Here is a 17,906-nt window from a genome sequence, read left to right as displayed (position 1 = left end):
ACGTCCTGAGCATGGTGAGCGCAGGTCACCAAAGCGCGGACAACACCGCTTTTACGCTGTCGCCCGTGCACGTCTATCCTAGGTATCCGGAGTAAAACGTGCAGGTCAGAGCACATCTGCTGAGGTCGCAGGTGGCTGCGTCCGTGACTTTGCCGACAGCATCGTTCTGGAGTGCCGCCACCGGGAGCAGGGCAACACGAAGACCCCGCCACAGGCGTGCAGGGGGCGTTCCAGGCTGGAGGCGGGGGGTCCTTCCTCGCGAATTTCCCGGCAGCGTGTGACTCGCCTGCCCTGGAGAGACCATGCCGAGAGGTCGGCCCCTGGAGCTCTGCCGCAACCGCTACCGCGCCCAGTCGACGCCCAGCTGTGCGAGGGCGGTGAGCTGGTCGGTGGTGAGCTTGTCGCGTCGGCTCTTGGTGTTGGAGATCCACACGCCCAGCTTTACGACGATCGGCTCTGTCTCGCCCTCGACCGCGATCTCCTCTTCGTGGGCCCTGGGGACGGGCCGGTGGGTGCCTTCCCGTTCTACCCACTGTGTGAGGGCTTCCAGGCCCCGCTGGAACGCTTGCTGTGCCTTGCTCGGCCCTTTCGCTCCGCGACTGGCCGCGGGGGCGGGAGACGGCTTCTGGTCGGGTTGTACGCCCAGCGCGGTCAGCCGTTCCTGCTGCTCGGGCAACAGCCGCACCCAGTTGGCCGATTGCTTTTGCTGCTGGAGCCATCGGCCGATGTCGTCGCCGTCGAAGACGACGCCCGGCGCGATGTGGGGCAGGACGCCGTCGGCGTCGACCAGGTTGGCCAGGATCCGGTAGTGGCGCTGCCAGTCCAGCGGCCATGGGCAGTCCCAGTCCTCGTCGATCGCGGTCAGTTGCGCCGCGCGCTCGGCGGCTCGGTCCGGGTCTTTGCCCAGGCCGTTCTTCGCGCCTTTGCGGCGGAGGTTGGCCATGTGCTGCCCGATGGGCACCATTTCGTCGTCTTCGCCCCATATGGCGTCCTGGCGGGGTGCGAGGTGTCCGGTGGCCCGCCGGTAGGAGCGGAGCGCAGCGAGTTTGGCCTCCCAGGCTTCCTCGCCCGGTTCCCACACCATCCCGGCCTCTGGCGCGTCCAGCAGCTCCTTGCGCCGGTCCTCCAGCTCCCCGGCGCGCAGGGCTTTGCGCTGCTGGTGCACCCACCGCCCGAGGGGGAAGTTCTTGGTGACGCCGACCTCGGTCTCGGTGTCGTACGGGACGGCGTACAGGCCGGTGATTCCGTTCTCGGCCCGCCAGCGGATCAGGGCCTGGTAGCCCTCCAGCCACACCAGGGATTCGGGCCGGTAGACGCGGGTGCGCAGGAACGCGGCGATGGTGGCGGCGTCGCGCGGGCTGGAGAAGTGGAGCAGCGCCGACTCGGCCGCGGCGTCGGCGCTGTCCTCCTGGTCCTCGCCCTCGGTGCCGGTGCCGACGATCTGGCCGCCCTCGTCGCGCCGGACGTGGATCTTGCGCTTGCCGCTGGTGAGGGCGCGGGAGGCGAGCTGCTCGACCAGACGGTCGTCATGCGAGCGCAGGCCCTGGAGGACCGCTACAAGGGGGCGGAAGCTGGCGCTGGCGACCATGTCTTTGGGGTCCTCGCCGGGCTCCAGGAAGACCGGCACGATGATGCGGGCGATCTTCGTGGAGCCGTCCTTGTTGAGCCGGAGTGCGCGGCCGATGTTCTGGACGATCTCTACCTGGGAGCCGCGGGTGTCGGCGAAGCAGATGGCTTCGACGCCGCGTTCGCCGGTGATGTCGACGCCTTCGCCGAGGACGCGTACGGAGGCGAGGAACGCCCTGTGTACGCGCCGGTTGTGGGCGTCGATGCCGCCTGCGAACTGGCGCAGGACCTCGCGCCGCTCGGTGACGAGGTGGTCCCCGCACAGCCACGCCGACCACACCCGGTCCGGCGGAACGTGGCGCCCGGCCTCCAGCTCGTAGAACTCCGCGTCGATCGACGACTTCGGCAGCTTCTCCGCGGCCGCCAGATCGGCGTCGGAGGCGTCGGTGACGTAGAGCTCGGCCGCCGTCTCGGGCAGCTTCGCGGCGAACGCGGCGGCTTCCTCGACCTTTTGGTGGAAGGTCAGGACGGTGCGCAGGTTGTACGCCGCGGCGTGCTCCAGGAGCGCGGTCTGCAGGAGCGCCAGGCGCCGGCCCCGCTGTGCCTCCTCGGACTCGCCCAGGACGGGGGAGGGGTCGCGGATCTCCAGGACGTCGATCTCGAATCGGCAAGGATCCCCCGTTCGATCGCCTCGGATAGCCCGAGCTCGGCGATCCACGGGCCGTAGGTGCCGTTCGGGTCGTCGGCCATGCTTGCGATCTCCGCCTCCTGGCCGCCGGAGCCCTTCTGCGGCCGGGGTGCGGCGAGGATGCGCGGGGTGGCGGTGAGGTAGAGCCGGAAGTCGGCGGGGATGCGGGTGTTGTCGTGGATCGCCGCCCAGGGCCGGCCGAGGTCGCCGGCGGTGCCGTGGGCCTCGTCCACGATGGCGAGGTCGAAGCCGTCCATCTTCTGTCCGTACAGCCGCTCCCACCCGCAAGAGCGGCCTGGCCGCTCTTGCGGGTGGGAGCGGCTGTACGGACAGAAGATGGACGGCTTCGACCTCGCCATCGTGGACGAGGCCCACGGCACCGCCGGCGACCTCGGCCGGCCCTGGGCGGCGATCCACGACAACACCCGCATCCCCGCCGACTTCCGGCTCTACCTCACCGCCACCCCGCGCATCCTCGCCGCACCCCGGCCGCAGAAGGGCTCCGGCGGCCAGGAGGCGGAGATCGCAAGCATGGCCGACGACCCGAACGGCACCTACGGCCCGTGGATCGCCGAGCTCGGGCTATCCGAGGCGATCGAACGGGGGATCCTTGCCGGATTCGAGATCGACGTCCTGGAGATCCGCGACCCCTCCCCCGTCCTGGGCGAGTCCGAGGAGGCACAGCGGGGCCGGCGCCTGGCGCTCCTGCAGACCGCGCTCCTGGAGCACGCCGCGGCGTACAACCTGCGCACCGTCCTGACCTTCCACCAAAAGGTCGAGGAAGCCGCCGCGTTCGCCGCGAAGCTGCCCGAGACGGCGGCCGAGCTCTACGTCACCGACGCCTCCGACGCCGATCTGGCGGCCGCGGAGAAGCTGCCGAAGTCGTCGATCGACGCGGAGTTCTACGAGCTGGAGGCCGGGCGCCACGTTCCGCCGGACCGGGTGTGGTCGGCGTGGCTGTGCGGGGACCACCTCGTCACCGAGCGGCGCGAGGTCCTGCGCCAGTTCGCAGGCGGCATCGACGCCCACAACCGGCGCGTACACAGGGCGTTCCTCGCCTCCGTACGCGTCCTCGGCGAAGGCGTCGACATCACCGGCGAACGCGGCGTCGAAGCCATCTGCTTCGCCGACACCCGCGGCTCCCAGGTAGAGATCGTCCAGAACATCGGCCGCGCACTCCGGCTCAACAAGGACGGCTCCACGAAGATCGCCCGCATCATCGTGCCGGTCTTCCTGGAGCCCGGCGAGGACCCCAAAGACATGGTCGCCAGCGCCAGCTTCCGCCCCCTTGTAGCGGTCCTCCAGGGCCTGCGCTCGCATGACGACCGTCTGGTCGAGCAGCTCGCCTCCCGCGCCCTCACCAGCGGCAAGCGCAAGATCCACGTCCGGCGCGACGAGGGCGGCCAGATCGTCGGCACCGGCACCGAGGGCGAGGACCAGGAGGACAGCGCCGACGCCGCGGCCGAGTCGGCGCTGCTCCACTTCTCCAGCCCGCGCGACGCCGCCACCATCGCCGCGTTCCTGCGCACCCGCGTCTACCGGCCCGAATCCCTGGTGTGGCTGGAGGGCTACCAGGCCCTGATCCGCTGGCGGGCCGAGAACGGAATCACCGGCCTGTACGCCGTCCCGTACGACACCGAGACCGAGGTCGGCGTCACCAAGAACTTCCCCTCGGGCGGTGGGTGCACCAGCAGCGCAAAGCCCTGCGCGCCGGGGAGCTGGAGGACCGGCGCAAGGAGCTGCTGGACGCGCCAGAGGCCGGGATGGTGTGGGAACCGGGCGAGGAAGCCTGGGAGGCCAAACTCGCTGCGCTCCGCTCCTACCGGCGGGCCACCGGACACCTCGCACCCCGCCAGGACGCCATATGGGGCGAAGACGACGAAATGGTGCCCATCGGGCAGCACATGGCCAACCTCCGCCGCAAAGGCGCGAAGAACGGCCTGGGCAAAGACCCGGACCGAGCCGCCGAGCGCGCGGCGCAACTGACCGCGATCGACGAGGACTGGGACTGCCCATGGCCGCTGGACTGGCAGCGCCACTACCGGATCCTGGCCAACCTGGTCGACGCCGACGGCGTCCTGCCCCACATCGCGCCGGGCGTCGTCTTCGACGGCGACGACATCGGCCGATGGCTCCAGCAGCAAAAGCAATCGGCCAACTGGGTGCGGCTGTTGCCCGAGCAGCAGGAACGGCTGACCGCGCTGGGCGTACAACCCGACCAGAAGCCGTCTCCCGCCCCCGCGGCCAGTCGCGGAGCGAAAGGGCCGAGCAAGGCACAGCAAGCGTTCCAGCGGGGCCTGGAAGCCCTCACACAGTGGGTAGAACGGGAAGGCACCCACCGGCCCGTCCCCAGGGCCCACGAAGAGGAGATCGCGGTCGAGGGCGAGACAGAGCCGATCGTCGTAAAGCTGGGCGTGTGGATCTCCAACACCAAGAGCCGACGCGACAAGCTCACCACCGACCAACTCGCCGCACTCGCGAAACTGGGCGTCGACTGGGCGTAATACCCGCGCAGAAGAACGCGAAAGCCACCCGCGGCGAACCCGCCACCGTGCACGACCTCCCCGCCAAGCAGAAGACCAGCAGCACCGCGCAAGACGGGACGCCAAGAAGACGGCCGCGACGAGGAGCCCGCGCCGCAGCGCGTGAGCCGCCCACCGCCACCGGGCCGCCTTCGCCGTCTCCTGCATCGCGGTCACCGCCTCCGCGGCGCTCGCCCTGGCCCTGACGGCACGCGAAAGCAACCAGTCTGGCGCCCCGCCCGGCCCGAGCGGCGCCCCAGCCCCGATGTGATCAGACCGTGCCCTGATCAGCCCTGGTCAGGCGTATGACATGTCCGTTCCGATCGGTACGCTGGGCGGGCTTTCGAACTCGTTCAATCAGCAACAGAATTGGGGGGCCGGTGCGCAGTCGCCGACTCGTTGTCTCAGCTGCCGCTCTCGCGGTCGGCGTCGGTCTCATACCGGGCGCGGCGCAGGCCGCCGGTCCTGCGGCGCCTGGGGTTTCCGCACCGCCCCCCGAGTCCGCTCCTGACGAGGCGGCGGCCGCCGAGTCCGGAACCTTCCGCAGTCCGGGCGAGAACACGGTCCGTACGGTCCTGCCTTCCAGCGCGGCGGAGGGCGGCTCGACACAGGCCTCCGCCGACGCTTCGAACCTCGAACTCCTTATGTGGGGCGATGCCAGGACCGCCCGCAGCATCTCCTTCGGCGTCAACCTCTACCAAGGGGCGCCCGTCCCCCACGAGGTCACCATCGCCTGGGGCGACGGCACGACGCACACGGCCACCGTCACCGGCGGTCAGATCCTGTACGACGTCAGGCACACCTACCCCCGGCCCGGCGACTACACCGTCACCGTGACGGCCACGGACACCGTGAACAACGTCCAGGCGGTCAACCGGCTCCCGTTCACGACGCCGGGTTCCTTCTTCGCTCCGCACGCTCCCACCCGGCTGCTCGACACCCGGGCCGGTATCGGCGCGGCCCGGTCGAAGGTCGGGGCGTACACGCCGGTCCGGCTGAAGATCGCGGGCAACGCGAAGGTCCCGGCCGGCGTCACCGCGGTCGTCCTCAACGTCACGGCGACCAATGCCACCGCCGGAGGGCACGTCAGTGTCTACCCCTCGGGCAGGGACAGGCCGAAGACCTCGAACGTGAACTACACCGCCGGGCAGACCATCCCGAACCAGGTGATCGTACCCGTCGGCAAGGACGGGTACATCGAGCTGTACAACGGCGGCTGGAACGCCGTGGACCTGATCGCGGACGTGACCGGCTACTTCGACCGTGCGGCCGCCGACGGCTACACCTCGCTGAACCCGGTCCGCTTCGTCGACACCCGCGAAGGCCTCGGCGCGGCGCGCGGGCAGGTCGCCGGACAGGACACCTTCGGGGTCCAGATCACCGGCCGCAGCGGTATCCCTGCCGGCGCGACTGCTGTGGCGCTCAACGTGACTGTCACCAACCCCCGGGAGACGGGCCACCTGACGGTTTTCCCGAGCGGCCAGGCGGCCCCGTCCACCTCCAGCCTGAACTTCACTGCCGGACAGACTGTCGCCAACTCGGTCATCGTCCCCGTCGGCGCCGACGGAAAGATCAACGTCCGCAACGGGGCCTGGGCCGGGACCGACGTGATTATCGACGTCGTCGGCTACTACGGTGCCGGCAGCAAGGCTGCCTTCGCCACGTGGCGGCTCGGCCTCCCGGCGGAAGGCGGCCCGTTCCGTCACATTGACACCAGGGGCCTGCCTCCCAACACCTGGCCCTGTTTCGCCGGCGGTTACTACGCCCTGCACCTGAATTCGGGGAACCGCTACGACCTCCCCATCGAGGCCTACGTCACGAACGTCACCGTCGCCAGCACGACCGGAGCGGGACACCTCTCCGTCGCTCCCGACCCGAACTCGGCCCACGCGTACCAGTACGGGTACGCGGTCAAGCCGCCTCGCCCCACCACCTCCGCGCTGAACTGGACGGCGGGCAAGGACGTCTCCAACCTGGTCCAGGCCAAGACCGGCCCCTACGGCGTCATCGACCTCTGGAACCAGAGCAGCCGGGAGGTCCACTACATCGTCGACTGGTTCGGCGAGTACGACGCCTACTGATCTGCGGGCGGCGGCCGCAGGGGCCGCCGCACCTGACTGCTTTCGATCAGCTCCCGGTCCGCGTCGTCCAGGAAGACGAACCGCTCCAGCTCCGTACGGGACGGCGCCCCACGGAACGCCGCATACGCGGCAGCCTGCTCATCCGTCAAAGACTCGATCGGCACCCCGGACCTCCAGCCAATCGATCAACACGACTGCCGGGCCCCGGTGCCGACCGGGGCTTCTACAACAACAACCGGATCATCGACGGACTCGAGGACGGGTTCATCGTGAAGATCACCTGATGCACACGCGGCGGGGCGGGTCCGCCCACGCGGGCCCGCCCCGCCGCTCAGCCCGCCTTCGGCCAGAAATCGATCCTGTACCGCTTCACCCCGTGCGCCGTACCCTCCGACCGGGTCACCCTCTCGACCTCAGCCCTCCCCGCACAGCACACCCGTACCCGCCACACCCAGGGGCGGCCCAGCCGGATCAAGTCCCCAGAGCAACCCGTACCCCACACCGCCACATCGCCGGTGACCGACTCATAGTCGATCTTCCGCCTTCTCCTCCCAGCCACCATGCCCCTCCTCGGCCTCGGGCCGGCCATCCCAGACGGGTCTGTCAATCGAACGGTGTAACGGGGGTGGTTGGGGTTAGTGACGGACTGCGGAAAGCCAGCCGTCGAAGGTGATGTCGAAGGCGTTCAGAGCGGTCTTCCAGCGCATGGTCCAGCGGGCCTGGCCCTTCCCGGTGGGGTCGAGCGACATGATCGCCATGTAGACGCACTTCAGGGCGGCGGTCTCGTTCGGGAAGTGCCCGCGGGCCTTGACCGCCCGTCGGATGCGGGCGTTCACGGACTCGATCGCGTTCGTGGTGCAGACGATGCGGCGGATCTCGGTGTCAAAGCGGAGGAACGGGGTGAACTCCTCCCAGGAGTTCACCCACAGGCGCACGATCGCCGGATACTTGCGGCCCCAGGCGTCGGCGAACTCGGCGAACCGCTCCAGTGCGGCTTCCTCGGTCGCCGCCGTGTAGACGGGCTTGAGGAGCTTGGCGATCTTGTCCCAGTCCTGGCGGGCCGCATAGCGGAAGGAGTTCCGCAGCAGGTGGACCACGCAGGTCTGCACGATCGTCCTCGGCCAGACGGTCTCGACCGCGTCGGGCAGGCCCTTCAGGCCGTCGCAGACGAGCATGAGGACATCGTTCACGCCGTGGTTCTTGATCTCGGTGAGGATGTGCATCCAGCGCTTGGCGCCCTCGCCGCCGTCGCCGGCCCACAGCCCCAGGATGTCGCGGCGGCCTTCGACGGTGACGGCCAGGGCGACGCAGACAGGCCGGTTGGCGACGGCTCCGTCACGGATCTTCACGTGGACCGCATCGATCAACACCACCGGATAGACGCCGTCCAGGGGCCGGCTCTGCCATTCGGCCATGCCGTCCATGACCTTGTCGGTGATCGTGGAGATCGTCTGGCGGGAGACCTCGGCGCCATAGACCTCCGCGAGGTGGGCCTGGACCTCGCCCGTGGTCAGGCCCTTCGCGGACAGCGATATGACCATCTCGTCCACGCCCGTCAGGCGCTTCTGCCGCTTCTTGACGATCTTCGGCTCGAACGATCCGCCGCGATCGCGGAGCACGGATATCTCCACCGGCCCGACCTCGGTCAGGACGGTCTTCGCGCGGGTGCCGTTGCGGGAGTTGCCGCCGTTCTTCCCCGCCGGGTCGTGCTTGTCATAGCCGAGATGGTCGGTGATCCCACCCTCCAGAGCAGACTCCAGCAGCCGCTTCGTCAACTACTGCAGCAGCCCGCCCTCACCGGTCAACTGCACGCCCTCGGCCTGAGCCCGGGACACCAGCTCATCAATCAGCCGGCCGTCCACCGCCCTGGCCCGCTGCCGCGCAGCCGCCTCGACGGCCTCGATCACGTTCTCACTGGCCATCGGTGCACCTTCCTTGATCGGGAGTTACACCGAACGATTTACAGTCCCGCCGGAGGTGGCCGGCGCCGCCGTGCACGGGCCGGTGACGGCGGTAGACGTCCATCGGCGGGCGCCTGCGCTTGTTGTACGCGGCTAGCGGGTCGTCGGCGTTCACGCGCGGAACGGCGCGGTACGGCTGGTTCGGGGGGCCGGGTCGGCGGTGCTTGCCCATGTGCTCGCTTCGGCGGTCAGACCCAGGTGTAGTTCGCGTCGGTGACGGCGTCCAGGGCGGCGTTGGCGACGGCGGCACGGGGGCCGGCGAGGGCGGCGAGGGCGGAGCCGATGGGCGGGAAGATCGGCAGTTCGGCAGTCTTGCGGTAGTCGATCCACTCGATCACGCCGACTTCGTGGCTGCCGTCGGGCAGCTCGTCCAGCTCCTGCTCGGCGAGCGTCGCGCGGACGTCGGGGCTGATGTGGAAGCGGTAGATCAGGTGGAGCTTGCGCGGGGGCGGAGTCGGGCCGGGCCGGGTGACGCACTGGTCGACGACCCACAGCAGGTCTCCGCCTTCGGCGAGCGCCGTGTCCAGGCCGAGTTCCTCGGCGAGTTCACGGGCGAGGGCAACGTCGAGGTCTTCGCCGTCCTCGACGTTGCCGCCGGGCGGGGTGTAGTGGGTGGAGTCGGCGCGGTCGCGGCGGATGAGGGCGACGTCGTCGCCGCAGAACACCAGCGCCCCGGTCCGGATCTTGATCCGGGAGAACGGGGCGGGTGTGGCAGGGGTGTTCGTCATGGCGGCCAGTATCTCGGCCAGCGCCAGGTACCGGGTGGGCTTCGCCCCGACTTCACCCACCCCGCGCCCGGGGCCTGACTGATCTTTTCGTTAGTTCTGTGGGGCTGGTGGGTGGAGGGCGAGGCCGGTGTGGGCAAGGAAGGACCAGGGCAATCGAGGGTTGTCGTTGATCCGGCGGATGCCCTGTTCGGTGGCGTCGGCGACATCGGCGAGGTGGTCGCCGGCGAGGTTGGCGAGCTCACGCTTCTTGAGCGAGGACCACAGCAGTTCCACCGGGTTCAGCTCAGGCGCGTAAGCCGGTAATCGCTCCAGGGTGAGCCAGTCCTGCTCGGCGACCCAGGCCCGCATCGCCCGGCTCCAATGAGCGGACAGCCCGTCCCGTACCAGCACCACCTGCTCCCCGCGGTAGAACACCTTCATCTGCTCCAGGACCTCGATGAGAGCGGGGGTGTCGTAGCTGCCGGGCTTGAGGTGGAAGCACAACCGAGGACCGCGATGGGGATCGGCGGCGTGGTAGCCGAGGGCGCCGGCCATCGAGGCGCGTTTCCAGTTCAGCCGGTGCCGCAGGAGAGGTGTGCGGCCGCGGGGTGCGTAGGTGCGGCGGACCTGCGGCAGCAGCGAGACACCTGATTCGTCGAGGAAGACGATCCAGGCATGTGTGTTCACGGCCCCTTTTTGATGCGCGGCCACTCGTGCACGATCCAGCGGGCGATCTCGGATTCGTCCCTCTCGACCGCCCGCCGTTCGGGCCGCTGCAGACTCCATCCGAGCCGGCCGGTCAGCAGCCGCCACACCGACGCCCTCGACAGCGTCACTCCTGTCACCCGATCGACCACTAGATGAATGAGTCCGATGTCCGTGCTGGTCGCGACCATGGCGAAGGGCGCCCGTTGGTCAGTGTGTGAAGACAAACCTGGACGCCCTTCTGGCGGCACTGTACGTGTTCATCGACGACCACGTGGCGCCTTGTCGCCGGATCGGGCGACCTCCGAAACTGACGGACGCCGAACTGCTGTGCCTGGCCGTCGCCCAGGTCCTGCTCGGTTTCCCCTCGGCCCGGCACTGGATCCGCTTCGCGCACGCCCGGCTGGGGCACCTGTTCCGCTACCTGCCCCAGCAGTCCGCCTACAACAAGCGCCTCAACGCCGCAGGTCCGCTGCTCAGCCGCGTGATCGAGGCACTGGCCCGGCAGGTCCCGACCTGGCACGACGACCTGCGGCTGATCGACTCCACCCCACTGCCCTGCGCGGCCTCCCGCGAGACCGTCAAACGCTCCGACCTGGCCGGACACTGCGGCTACGGCTACTGCCGCAGCCACTCCCGCTTCTTCTGGGGATTCCGCCTCTACCTGGTCACCACCGCCGAGGGCATGCCCGTCACCTGGTGCCTGGCCAACCCCAAGACCGGCGAACGGGAGGTGATGGCCGCGCTGCTGGAACGCGACCACCACCTCGTCCGGGCCGGGCAGGTGATCCTGGCGGACAAGGGCTTCGCCGGGAAGGAGTTCGAGACCTTCGTCAGCGAGCGCCTCGGAGCCCATCTCGTGCGGCCGGACCGCAAGGACGAACCGGTCCGGCACGGCAAGATCGCCCGGGTCCGGCAGTGGATCGAAGCCGTCATCGACACCCTCAAAGGCCAGCTCAGCCTCGAACAGCACGGCGGCAGAACCCCGGCCGGAGTCTTCGCCCTCACCGGACAACGACTCCTCGCCCTCGCCGCCGGCATCTGGCACAACTGGACCACCGGCGCCCCAGTCAAACGATCACTGATCGCCTACGACCACTGAAGACTTCGGACTCATTCATCTAGGCCGACTCGTTCCAGGGTCCCCAGATCGGCCTCGAAGCCATGGGCTTGGGCGCCCTGCTCCAGAGCGGTCCGCACCCGCTCGACCTGGACATCGTCCAGCTTGGGCGGACGCCCGGTGGCCGGGCGCCGGCGCAGAGCATCGGCGCCGCCTTCCTCCCAGACCCGTTTCCACCGCCGCACACTCTCGTCACTGACCCCCAGCATCCGCGCGATCTCGGCACCCGAACGTCCCTGATCGAACAACTCGGCCGCCCGCACACGCCGGGCCTCGGCCAACTGCGGCCGCGTCAAAGGAGGAACAACAGGCGAAGGCTTGAAAGACACACCATCAGGATCCCACCAACGACTCCACCGCACCAACAGAACTAACGAAAAGATCAGTAATTGGTGTTTCGTCTCTGAAGTCGCCGTTTCAAGCAGGTTCGCGGGGTGTGCGATCGGCTCTGCTGTGGTGACTCCAAAAGCTGTGGCGGCAGGAGTGTCGCCGACGCGCGAATTTCCGCCGGAACTGTGCACTTCATTCTGTCTCATTCCAAAAGGCCTGGCCCGAGAGTATCTGTCTGCCTACTCCCGCGGACCCTGGCCAGAGCGGCGATCCCGCAGTATGCCGTCGTTATGACGGATCGTCGACGATATCCGAGCGACCTGTCCGACGCCCGCTGGGCCTTGGTGGAACCAACCCTGACAGCCTGGCGCCAGGCCCGGACCGCACGCGCACTCGCCTTCGGCCGGCCGCCCGAGCACGACCTGCGAGACCTCCTCGACGCGATCCTCTACGTCGACCGCACGGGCATCCCCTGGCGCTACCTCCCGCATGACTACCCGCCCCACCAAACGGTCTACGCCTACTTCGCCCGATGGCAACGCGACGGCGTGTTCGAGCATCTCAACGGGCTCCTGCGCCGCCTGGTCCGCGCCAGCGAGGGCCGCGATCCGGAGCCGACGGCCTGCATCATCGACTCCCAGAGCGTCAAGACCTCCACCAACGCCCCTGCGGCCACCCAGGGGCGTGGACGTCGGGAAAAAGATCGCCGGCCGGAAGCGGAACATCGTCACCGACACGATCGGACTCCTGCTGACCGTCCTGGTCACCGCCGCCAGCGTCCAGGACAGCACCGCAGGCCAGCACCTGCTGACCGCGGTCGCCTCCGACCACCCCACCGTACGCAAGACCTGGGCCGACATGGGCTACAAGACCGCCGTCATCGAACACGGCGCGACCCTCGGCATCGACGTCGAGATCGTCCGCCGCGATCCCACAACCAGGGGATTCGTGGTCCAGCCCCGCCGCTGGGTCGTCGAGCGTACCTTCGGCTGGCTCATGAACCACCGCCGCCTCGCCCGCGACTACCAAGCCCTCCCAGCCCGCTCCGAAGCCATGATCCACGTCGCAATGAGGCTGGTGATCGCCCGGCCTGAGCGGAAACATGCCGCCCAGACGGGCCGGTCACTGAGACGGGTGGGGCAGCGGTACTTCGCCCTCGCCTTCCACCGCGAGGACTTCTCGGGCCAGCAGCCGGGCCCGATTCCATCCCACGTCCGTGGACATTGCCGCCTTCGTCCACCGGTCCACTCCCGCGGTCCGGCTCATTTCAGCGAACACCTCGTCAATCGCCCGCAGATGAGGCAGCACCGTCGGGCTGAGCTGCCCGTCCTCGACCAAATGCCCAGCAAGGCGGAACGCGTCATCGAAGCACAAGGCGATCTCATCCGGCGGCACGTCGTACTTCTCCAGCCAAGCCACCTGTGCCGGCGCAGCCGCCGCGACTGTGATCACGGCCTTGACGAGCATGTGGCGACGGGCCGCAGGAGTAGGGATGTTCATGAGGGCATCGTGACACGTCTGGATCGGACCCCAAGCACTTCCACCACCCGGACGCCGGTCCGCTCACCCTCGCCTACCGTTCCTTCGACGTGCGTGAGGCGCCCGGCCTGCAACTCGTCCTCTACCAGGCTGCCGCCGGCACCGCCGACGCCGAGGCCCTCACCCTCCTCGGCGCCCTCCACACGCCTGCCGACGCCCACTGACCTCGCGGCCTCCGCGAACCGCTCGTCCGGGGTGCATGCTGGCCACGAGGGGAGCCCGCCGCGGCCGCGGCCTCATGCAGCGCCTCTCCCCTCGTGACGGAGCAGCCCGGGTGCGCCGCGTTTCCGATCCCTGTCACCGCAGGAGCCGGGCGCGGAAGGAAATCGGGCATGCGAGCCAGGGGTGACGGTCGCCCGTTCGGCCGGTCAGGCCGCTCCCGAGCCGTCAGACTCCCGAGGAGAGATGCGCCCGCTGGGGCACGTGTACGGGGGATGCGGGGTGGGTGTGGCCGAGCGCAGTGGAGTCGACCGTGGCACTCCCGGGGGGACGGGACCGGACCGCGGCGTCCAGCGCGCACGCGGGGCGGTTGGGGACCGCCCGGGTGTGCGGCAGGACGGCGACGGGCCGGGACGGGCGGTGCCGCGGCACGTGGCCTGCGTGATGGACGGCAACGGCCGTTGGGCGCAGCGCCGTGCGCTGCCGCGGACGGCGGGCCATCAGGCCGCGGAGACCACCGTCATCGACATCATCGAGGCCGCCCGCGGGGCCGGCGTCGAGTGGCTCAGCCTGTACGCCTTCTCCACCGAGAACTGGAACCGTCCCGGTTCCGAGGTCGACTACCTGATGCGCCTGGTCCGCCGGGTCGTGCGCAAGCACGCGCCGCTTCTGCTGGCCCGCGGCATCCGCTGCCGCTTCCTCGGAGCCGCGGACCCCCGCATCCCCCGGGAGCTGGCTCAGGACTTCGGCGATCTGGCGACGCTGACCGCCGGCAACCGGGGAATGACGCTGACCGTCGCCTTCGACCATGGCGGGCGGCGGGACATCGTGGAGGCCGCCAGGTCGCTGATCCGCAGTGGGACGCCTGCCGACGAGGTGACCGAGCGGCTCTTCGCGGACCATCTGCCGTTTCCCGACACCCCCGACGTGGACCTCGTCATCCGCACCTCCGGTGAACAGCGCATCTCCAACTTCATGCTCTGGCAGGTCGCCTACGCCGAGTGGGTCTTCCCCGAGGCGCTCTGGCCGGACTTCCGCGCCCCCGACTTCCTCGGCTGTCTGCACACCTACCAGCGCCGTGACCGCCGCTTCGGCGGCGTGCCGCCCCAGACGAACGGAGACCCGTCATGACGACCGGAAGCACCACGGCCGGCGAGCCGCCGCTGTTCGGGCCGGAGTCGCAGTTCCGTGCATTCTTCGACGACCCCCGGTGGGCTCTGGCCATAATCCGAGCAACCGTGCTGGAGGCCGCCCATCCGCAGATCGGTGCCGCTCTCGCCGACAACTCCACCTTCGTCGCCCACCCCTGGCGGCGGCTGCGCAACACCTTCCTCAGCATGCGGCGCATGTTCGACACCGATCCTGCGGTACGCGAACGGGAGGCGGCCCGGCTCAACAGGCTGCACGCCCGCATGAGCGGCTCCGACCCCCGCGGCCGCGCCTACGACGCCATGGACCGCCCCACCCGGGCCTGGGTGGTCGCCACGCTCTTCGAGAGCGCCGTGACGATGTGCCGACTGAGCGGCCAGCCACTCGACCAGGACACCATGGAGCGCATGTACGCCGAATACCGGGCGTTCCTCGCCGCGCTCGACGGCGACGCCGGGGCGCTCCCCGAGGACGTCAGCGACTTCTGGCGGTACTTCGACAGGGTCGTCGAGGACGAGCTGGAGAACACCGAGGCAGCGCGCGTCATCCTCTACCGGCTCTTCGACCACCTGCCCGCTCCCGCGCTGCTCGCCTCCGCACCGACCTTGTGGGCGGCCGGCCGGGCCGTCGTCGGCCCGCTCCTCGGCGCGATCACCGTAGCCTCGCTTCCCGAGCCGTACCGGCGCAAGGCCGGTCTGGCCGAGATGCCCGGCGCCCCGACGCTGATGCAGGGCGCCTATCTCGCCGCCGGCCTCAGCCGTTTCCTGCCCGCGGGATGGATCAGCGCCGAGACGGTCATCGAAATCATCTCCCTCGCGCCCGACAGCGACGACCCCCGTGCCCGGACCGTCGCCGCGCTGCGGGCCCGTATGAAGCGGGCATCGGCCCTGCTCCGCCTGCTCACACCGCTGAGCGACAACCCCGGCACCGTCCCGGCCGCGGGCACGGGCACGGGCACGGGCACGGGGAACGGCCGGCGCTCGGCGAAGGAGTTCTTCCATCAGGTGCTGGACCAGACCGGCGACGGCCGGCTCGACTGGCCCGACCTCGCCGCCATGGCACGCGAACTGGCCACCCGCCTGGACCTGGACGAACCCGAAGAGACCCGGCTCTACGACGCCTTCGCCTCCTGGTGGCGCGAACTCCAGGCCACCCTCGACACCGACGGCGACGGCCGCATCAGCGCCGACGAGTACGCCGCCGCCGTACCCTCCCTTGCCGGACCCGCCCTCATCCGGGTCGCCGAGGTCCTCTTCGACGCCACCGACAAGGACGGCAGCGGCACCATCGACGCCGATGAGTACCGAACCCTCTTCCGCAGCGCCTTCCACCGCGACCTCACCACCACCGACAACACCTACAGCCGCAGCGCCTTCGTCGGCGACTTCCTCTCCTTCATGTCGGGCCGCCGAACGAACACCCCGTACGACCCCCTCCTCGCCGACGCCTGAGAGCACGTCCACGCGACCTGGCTGTCGGCTGATCCGCTGTGTCCATCCGCTGTCGGCGATACGGCCGTCGACGCCGGCGGATCCCGCCGCGACAGCCTCCGGAGGGCTGGCGATGGCCGGCGTGCGGGCGAGGCCGGCCTGGGTGACGTGGCCGGCGTCCGCCGACGGGGCCGGGCCCGAGCGGCCGCCAGGGGCACCCGCAGTCCTGCCCCGCGTCGTCGTGCTCGTAGGCTCAGCGCATGTCCGACTTCGATGATGCAGAACAGCCTCGTGCCGTGGGAACGGTGTCCGCGGACGATCTCGCGGAGGGCGTCCGGCTCGTCCTCGCGCTGCTGCGTCAGCCGGCTGCTCTGGCCGCCGACTGGAACCGGGCGGCCGGGACGCTGGAGTGGAGCTGCTGGGAAACCGCCGAGCACCTGGCCGACGACCTCTTCGCCTATGCCGCGCAGCTGGGGCCGCAAGCGCCTCCGGCCGGCGCTGATGTGCCCTTCATCTGGCGACAGGAGGCTCCGGGCAAGCCCTTCAACGTGATCTTCGCCGAACGGGAGGGCGGGCCGGAGGGCCTTGTGCAGGTGCTGGAGGCGTGCGCGGCACTCCTCGTCGCGATGGTGCGGACAGCGCCGCCGCATGCGCGTGCGTTCCATGTGTTCGGAACGACGGATCCCGAGGGCTCGGCCGCCATGGGTTTGGTGGAACTGTTCGTGCACGCCGATGACCTGGCTCTCGGCCTCGGCCTCGATTGGGAAGCACCTGCGGCGATCTGTGCGCGGGTGCTGCAGAGGCTGTTCCCCGACGTTCCTGCCGACGGCGACCCCTGGCACACCCTCCTGTGGGCGACCGGCCGAGGAGAGCCGGCGGGACGAAAGCGGCTCACCCGGTGGAAGTGGGACAGCACCACGCGCTCACCTCAAGGCCCCGCCCAGGCCTGAGCACGACGACGGAATCGGCATCGGCGCCCGGAGAGCGGGGCCGGTCACGCCCCGCCACCGGCAGCGCAACCTCCGAGGTGGGCAGGTCAGGTTGCCCGTGGACGCCACAGGCGCGGGAGCAGGAGCTCTGGCCTCCCAGGCCCGGGAGCCGGTGTCAGGTCAGGGAGCCGGGGCCCCTGGCGTCCGCGGTGTTCCCGCCGTCCGCCACGCCGGCCACCGCAGCGAGGGCAGCGCACACGTGGCGGACGGCTTCCTCGGCGTCGGCCAGTTCCGCCGCCGAGGGCACGACCGTGCCGAAGGAGCGGCGCGGGTCCGCCGTCACGGCACGCCAGCGCAGCACCGGGGCCAGGGCTGTGCTGGTCCCCGCCAGGAACCACGCCAGGTATCCGTGCGTGCGGGCGGTCGTCAGGGCGAAGACCGCCAAGGCCTCGCGCAGATGCTCCAACCGCTCGAGTCCGGACAGGTCATCCTGCCCTGCCGGCGGGCCGATGACCGCGGCCAGGTTCTCCGCCGCCCGACAGGCCAGCTCGGCGTCCTCCGGCGCCACCTCCCACGCCCCGTCCTGTACGAGCTGCTCCGCCTCAACGGCCAAGGCCGACACGTGGGCCCGCATTCCCGCAGGTGAAGCGGCCGGTCCGGGGCCGGAGCCCCCAGCCGCGTTCATGCCCTGCCCCCTGCCGGAACCGGAGGAAGCCATGCCGGGCCAGCGCCGCGGCGGGCGGTGCCCGGGGCCGGGGCGTCGGTGGACGGGCCCGTGGTGCCGGTCAGGGGCAGCCGACGGGCCTGGGCTGACAAGGAGACCCGTGCCGTTTCCTGCGGCCCCGGCCGGCGGCCGGTTCGGGGCCGGGCAGAGGTACGCGGTAGGACAGGGGGACACTGCGGGGTGCGCCGGTACATGGCTGCCGTCCCGGTAGAAGGAGAAGCCCTCCCCTTCCGCGAACGGGAAGGAAGCACGCGACCACCGAGACCGCGAAATCGAGGAGGTCCGTACCGGAAACA

Annotated in this window: 12 protein-coding genes and 5 pseudogenes; 8 read left to right on the top strand and 9 right to left on the bottom strand. The window is 70.0% G+C overall.

Annotation, left to right across the window (positions count from 1 at the left end):
- Positions 1–340 precede the first annotated feature (340 nt).
- Positions 341–2,538 (bottom strand): annotated as a pseudogene (locus tag C0216_RS15675) (Helicase associated domain protein); the annotation flags it as partial.
- A 25-nt stretch (positions 2,539–2,563) separates the two neighbouring features.
- Here C0216_RS15675 and C0216_RS15670 point away from each other — a divergent pair.
- Together C0216_RS15670 and C0216_RS15665 are read left to right on the top strand one after the other, a co-directional pair.
- A pseudogene (locus C0216_RS15670) lies at positions 2,564–4,758 on the top strand (Helicase associated domain protein); the annotation flags it as partial.
- A gap of 662 nt (positions 4,759–5,420) precedes the next feature.
- Positions 5,421–6,857 (top strand): PKD domain-containing protein, encoded by a 1,437-nt coding sequence (locus C0216_RS15665; RefSeq protein ID WP_162793223.1) that lies wholly within the window; start codon positions 5,421–5,423, stop codon positions 6,855–6,857.
- On the opposite strand, the gene C0216_RS33510 is transcribed toward C0216_RS15665, so the two are convergent.
- From C0216_RS33510 to C0216_RS15635, 5 genes and pseudogenes are all read right to left on the bottom strand, one after another.
- Positions 6,851–7,006: a hypothetical protein gene (locus C0216_RS33510; protein WP_162793222.1), complete on the bottom strand. Its 156-nt coding sequence runs from the start codon at positions 7,004–7,006 to the stop codon at positions 6,851–6,853. The genes C0216_RS15665 and C0216_RS33510 overlap by 7 nt on opposite strands.
- 486 nt (positions 7,007–7,492) lie before the next feature.
- A pseudogene (locus C0216_RS15655) lies at positions 7,493–8,779 on the bottom strand (IS256 family transposase).
- Positions 8,780–9,006: 227 nt separating this feature from the next.
- Entirely contained in the window at positions 9,007–9,546 is a 540-nt protein-coding gene (locus tag C0216_RS15645; protein WP_114058692.1) for an NUDIX domain-containing protein, read from the bottom strand.
- 90 nt (positions 9,547–9,636) lie between these two features.
- Complete coding sequence (locus C0216_RS15640; protein ID WP_114055883.1) at positions 9,637–10,212, bottom strand: transposase; 576 nt, start codon at positions 10,210–10,212, stop codon at positions 9,637–9,639.
- Positions 10,209–10,421, bottom strand: coding sequence for a helix-turn-helix domain-containing protein (locus tag C0216_RS15635; protein ID WP_114055882.1), 213 nt, complete (start codon positions 10,419–10,421; stop codon positions 10,209–10,211). Before C0216_RS15635 ends, C0216_RS15640 begins: the two co-directional genes overlap by 4 nt.
- A 26-nt stretch (positions 10,422–10,447) precedes the next feature.
- Between C0216_RS15635 and C0216_RS15630 the strand changes: the two genes are divergently transcribed.
- Positions 10,448–11,332: an IS982 family transposase gene (locus C0216_RS15630; protein ID WP_114055881.1), complete on the top strand. Its 885-nt coding sequence runs from the start codon at positions 10,448–10,450 to the stop codon at positions 11,330–11,332.
- Positions 11,333–11,343: 11 nt separating this feature from the next.
- Here C0216_RS15630 and C0216_RS15625 read toward each other — a convergent pair whose 3' ends face one another.
- Positions 11,344–11,886: a helix-turn-helix domain-containing protein gene (locus tag C0216_RS15625; RefSeq protein ID WP_114055880.1), complete on the bottom strand. Its 543-nt coding sequence runs from the start codon at positions 11,884–11,886 to the stop codon at positions 11,344–11,346.
- A gap of 84 nt (positions 11,887–11,970) precedes the next feature.
- Here C0216_RS15625 and C0216_RS15620 point away from each other — a divergent pair.
- Positions 11,971–12,748, top strand: a pseudogene (locus C0216_RS15620) (IS5 family transposase); the annotation flags it as partial.
- A gap of 54 nt (positions 12,749–12,802) precedes the next feature.
- Here C0216_RS15620 and C0216_RS15615 read toward each other — a convergent pair.
- Positions 12,803–13,180 carry a hypothetical protein gene (locus tag C0216_RS15615; protein ID WP_246042821.1) on the bottom strand — a complete coding sequence of 126 codons (378 nt, stop codon included), beginning with the start codon at positions 13,178–13,180 and terminating at the stop codon, positions 12,803–12,805.
- 29 nt (positions 13,181–13,209) lie between these two features.
- Here C0216_RS15615 and C0216_RS33505 point away from each other — a divergent pair.
- From C0216_RS33505 to C0216_RS15600, 4 genes and pseudogenes are all read left to right on the top strand, one after another.
- Positions 13,210–13,383, top strand: a pseudogene (locus tag C0216_RS33505) (transcriptional regulator); the annotation flags it as partial.
- Between the two features lie 382 nt (positions 13,384–13,765).
- Complete coding sequence (uppS, locus tag C0216_RS15610; protein WP_114055879.1) at positions 13,766–14,509, top strand: polyprenyl diphosphate synthase; 744 nt, start codon at positions 13,766–13,768, stop codon at positions 14,507–14,509.
- Positions 14,506–15,978 (top strand): oxygenase MpaB family protein, encoded by a 1,473-nt coding sequence (locus tag C0216_RS15605; RefSeq protein ID WP_114055878.1) that lies wholly within the window; start codon positions 14,506–14,508, stop codon positions 15,976–15,978. Before uppS ends, C0216_RS15605 begins: the two co-directional genes overlap by 4 nt.
- A gap of 239 nt (positions 15,979–16,217) precedes the next feature.
- Entirely contained in the window at positions 16,218–16,907 is a 690-nt protein-coding gene (locus C0216_RS15600; RefSeq protein WP_114055877.1) for a hypothetical protein, read from the top strand.
- A 154-nt stretch (positions 16,908–17,061) separates the two neighbouring features.
- On the opposite strand, the gene C0216_RS15595 is transcribed toward C0216_RS15600, so the two are convergent.
- Positions 17,062–17,499 (bottom strand): hypothetical protein, encoded by a 438-nt coding sequence (locus tag C0216_RS15595; protein WP_216827087.1) that lies wholly within the window; start codon positions 17,497–17,499, stop codon positions 17,062–17,064.
- Positions 17,500–17,906 lie beyond the last annotated feature (407 nt).

It is taken from the genome of Streptomyces globosus, from assembly GCF_003325375.1.
Taxonomy (GTDB): domain Bacteria; phylum Actinomycetota; class Actinomycetes; order Streptomycetales; family Streptomycetaceae; genus Streptomyces; species Streptomyces globosus_A.
Note: the sequence above shows the minus strand (reverse complement) of the source record. Positions and strands in the feature narration are given on the sequence as shown.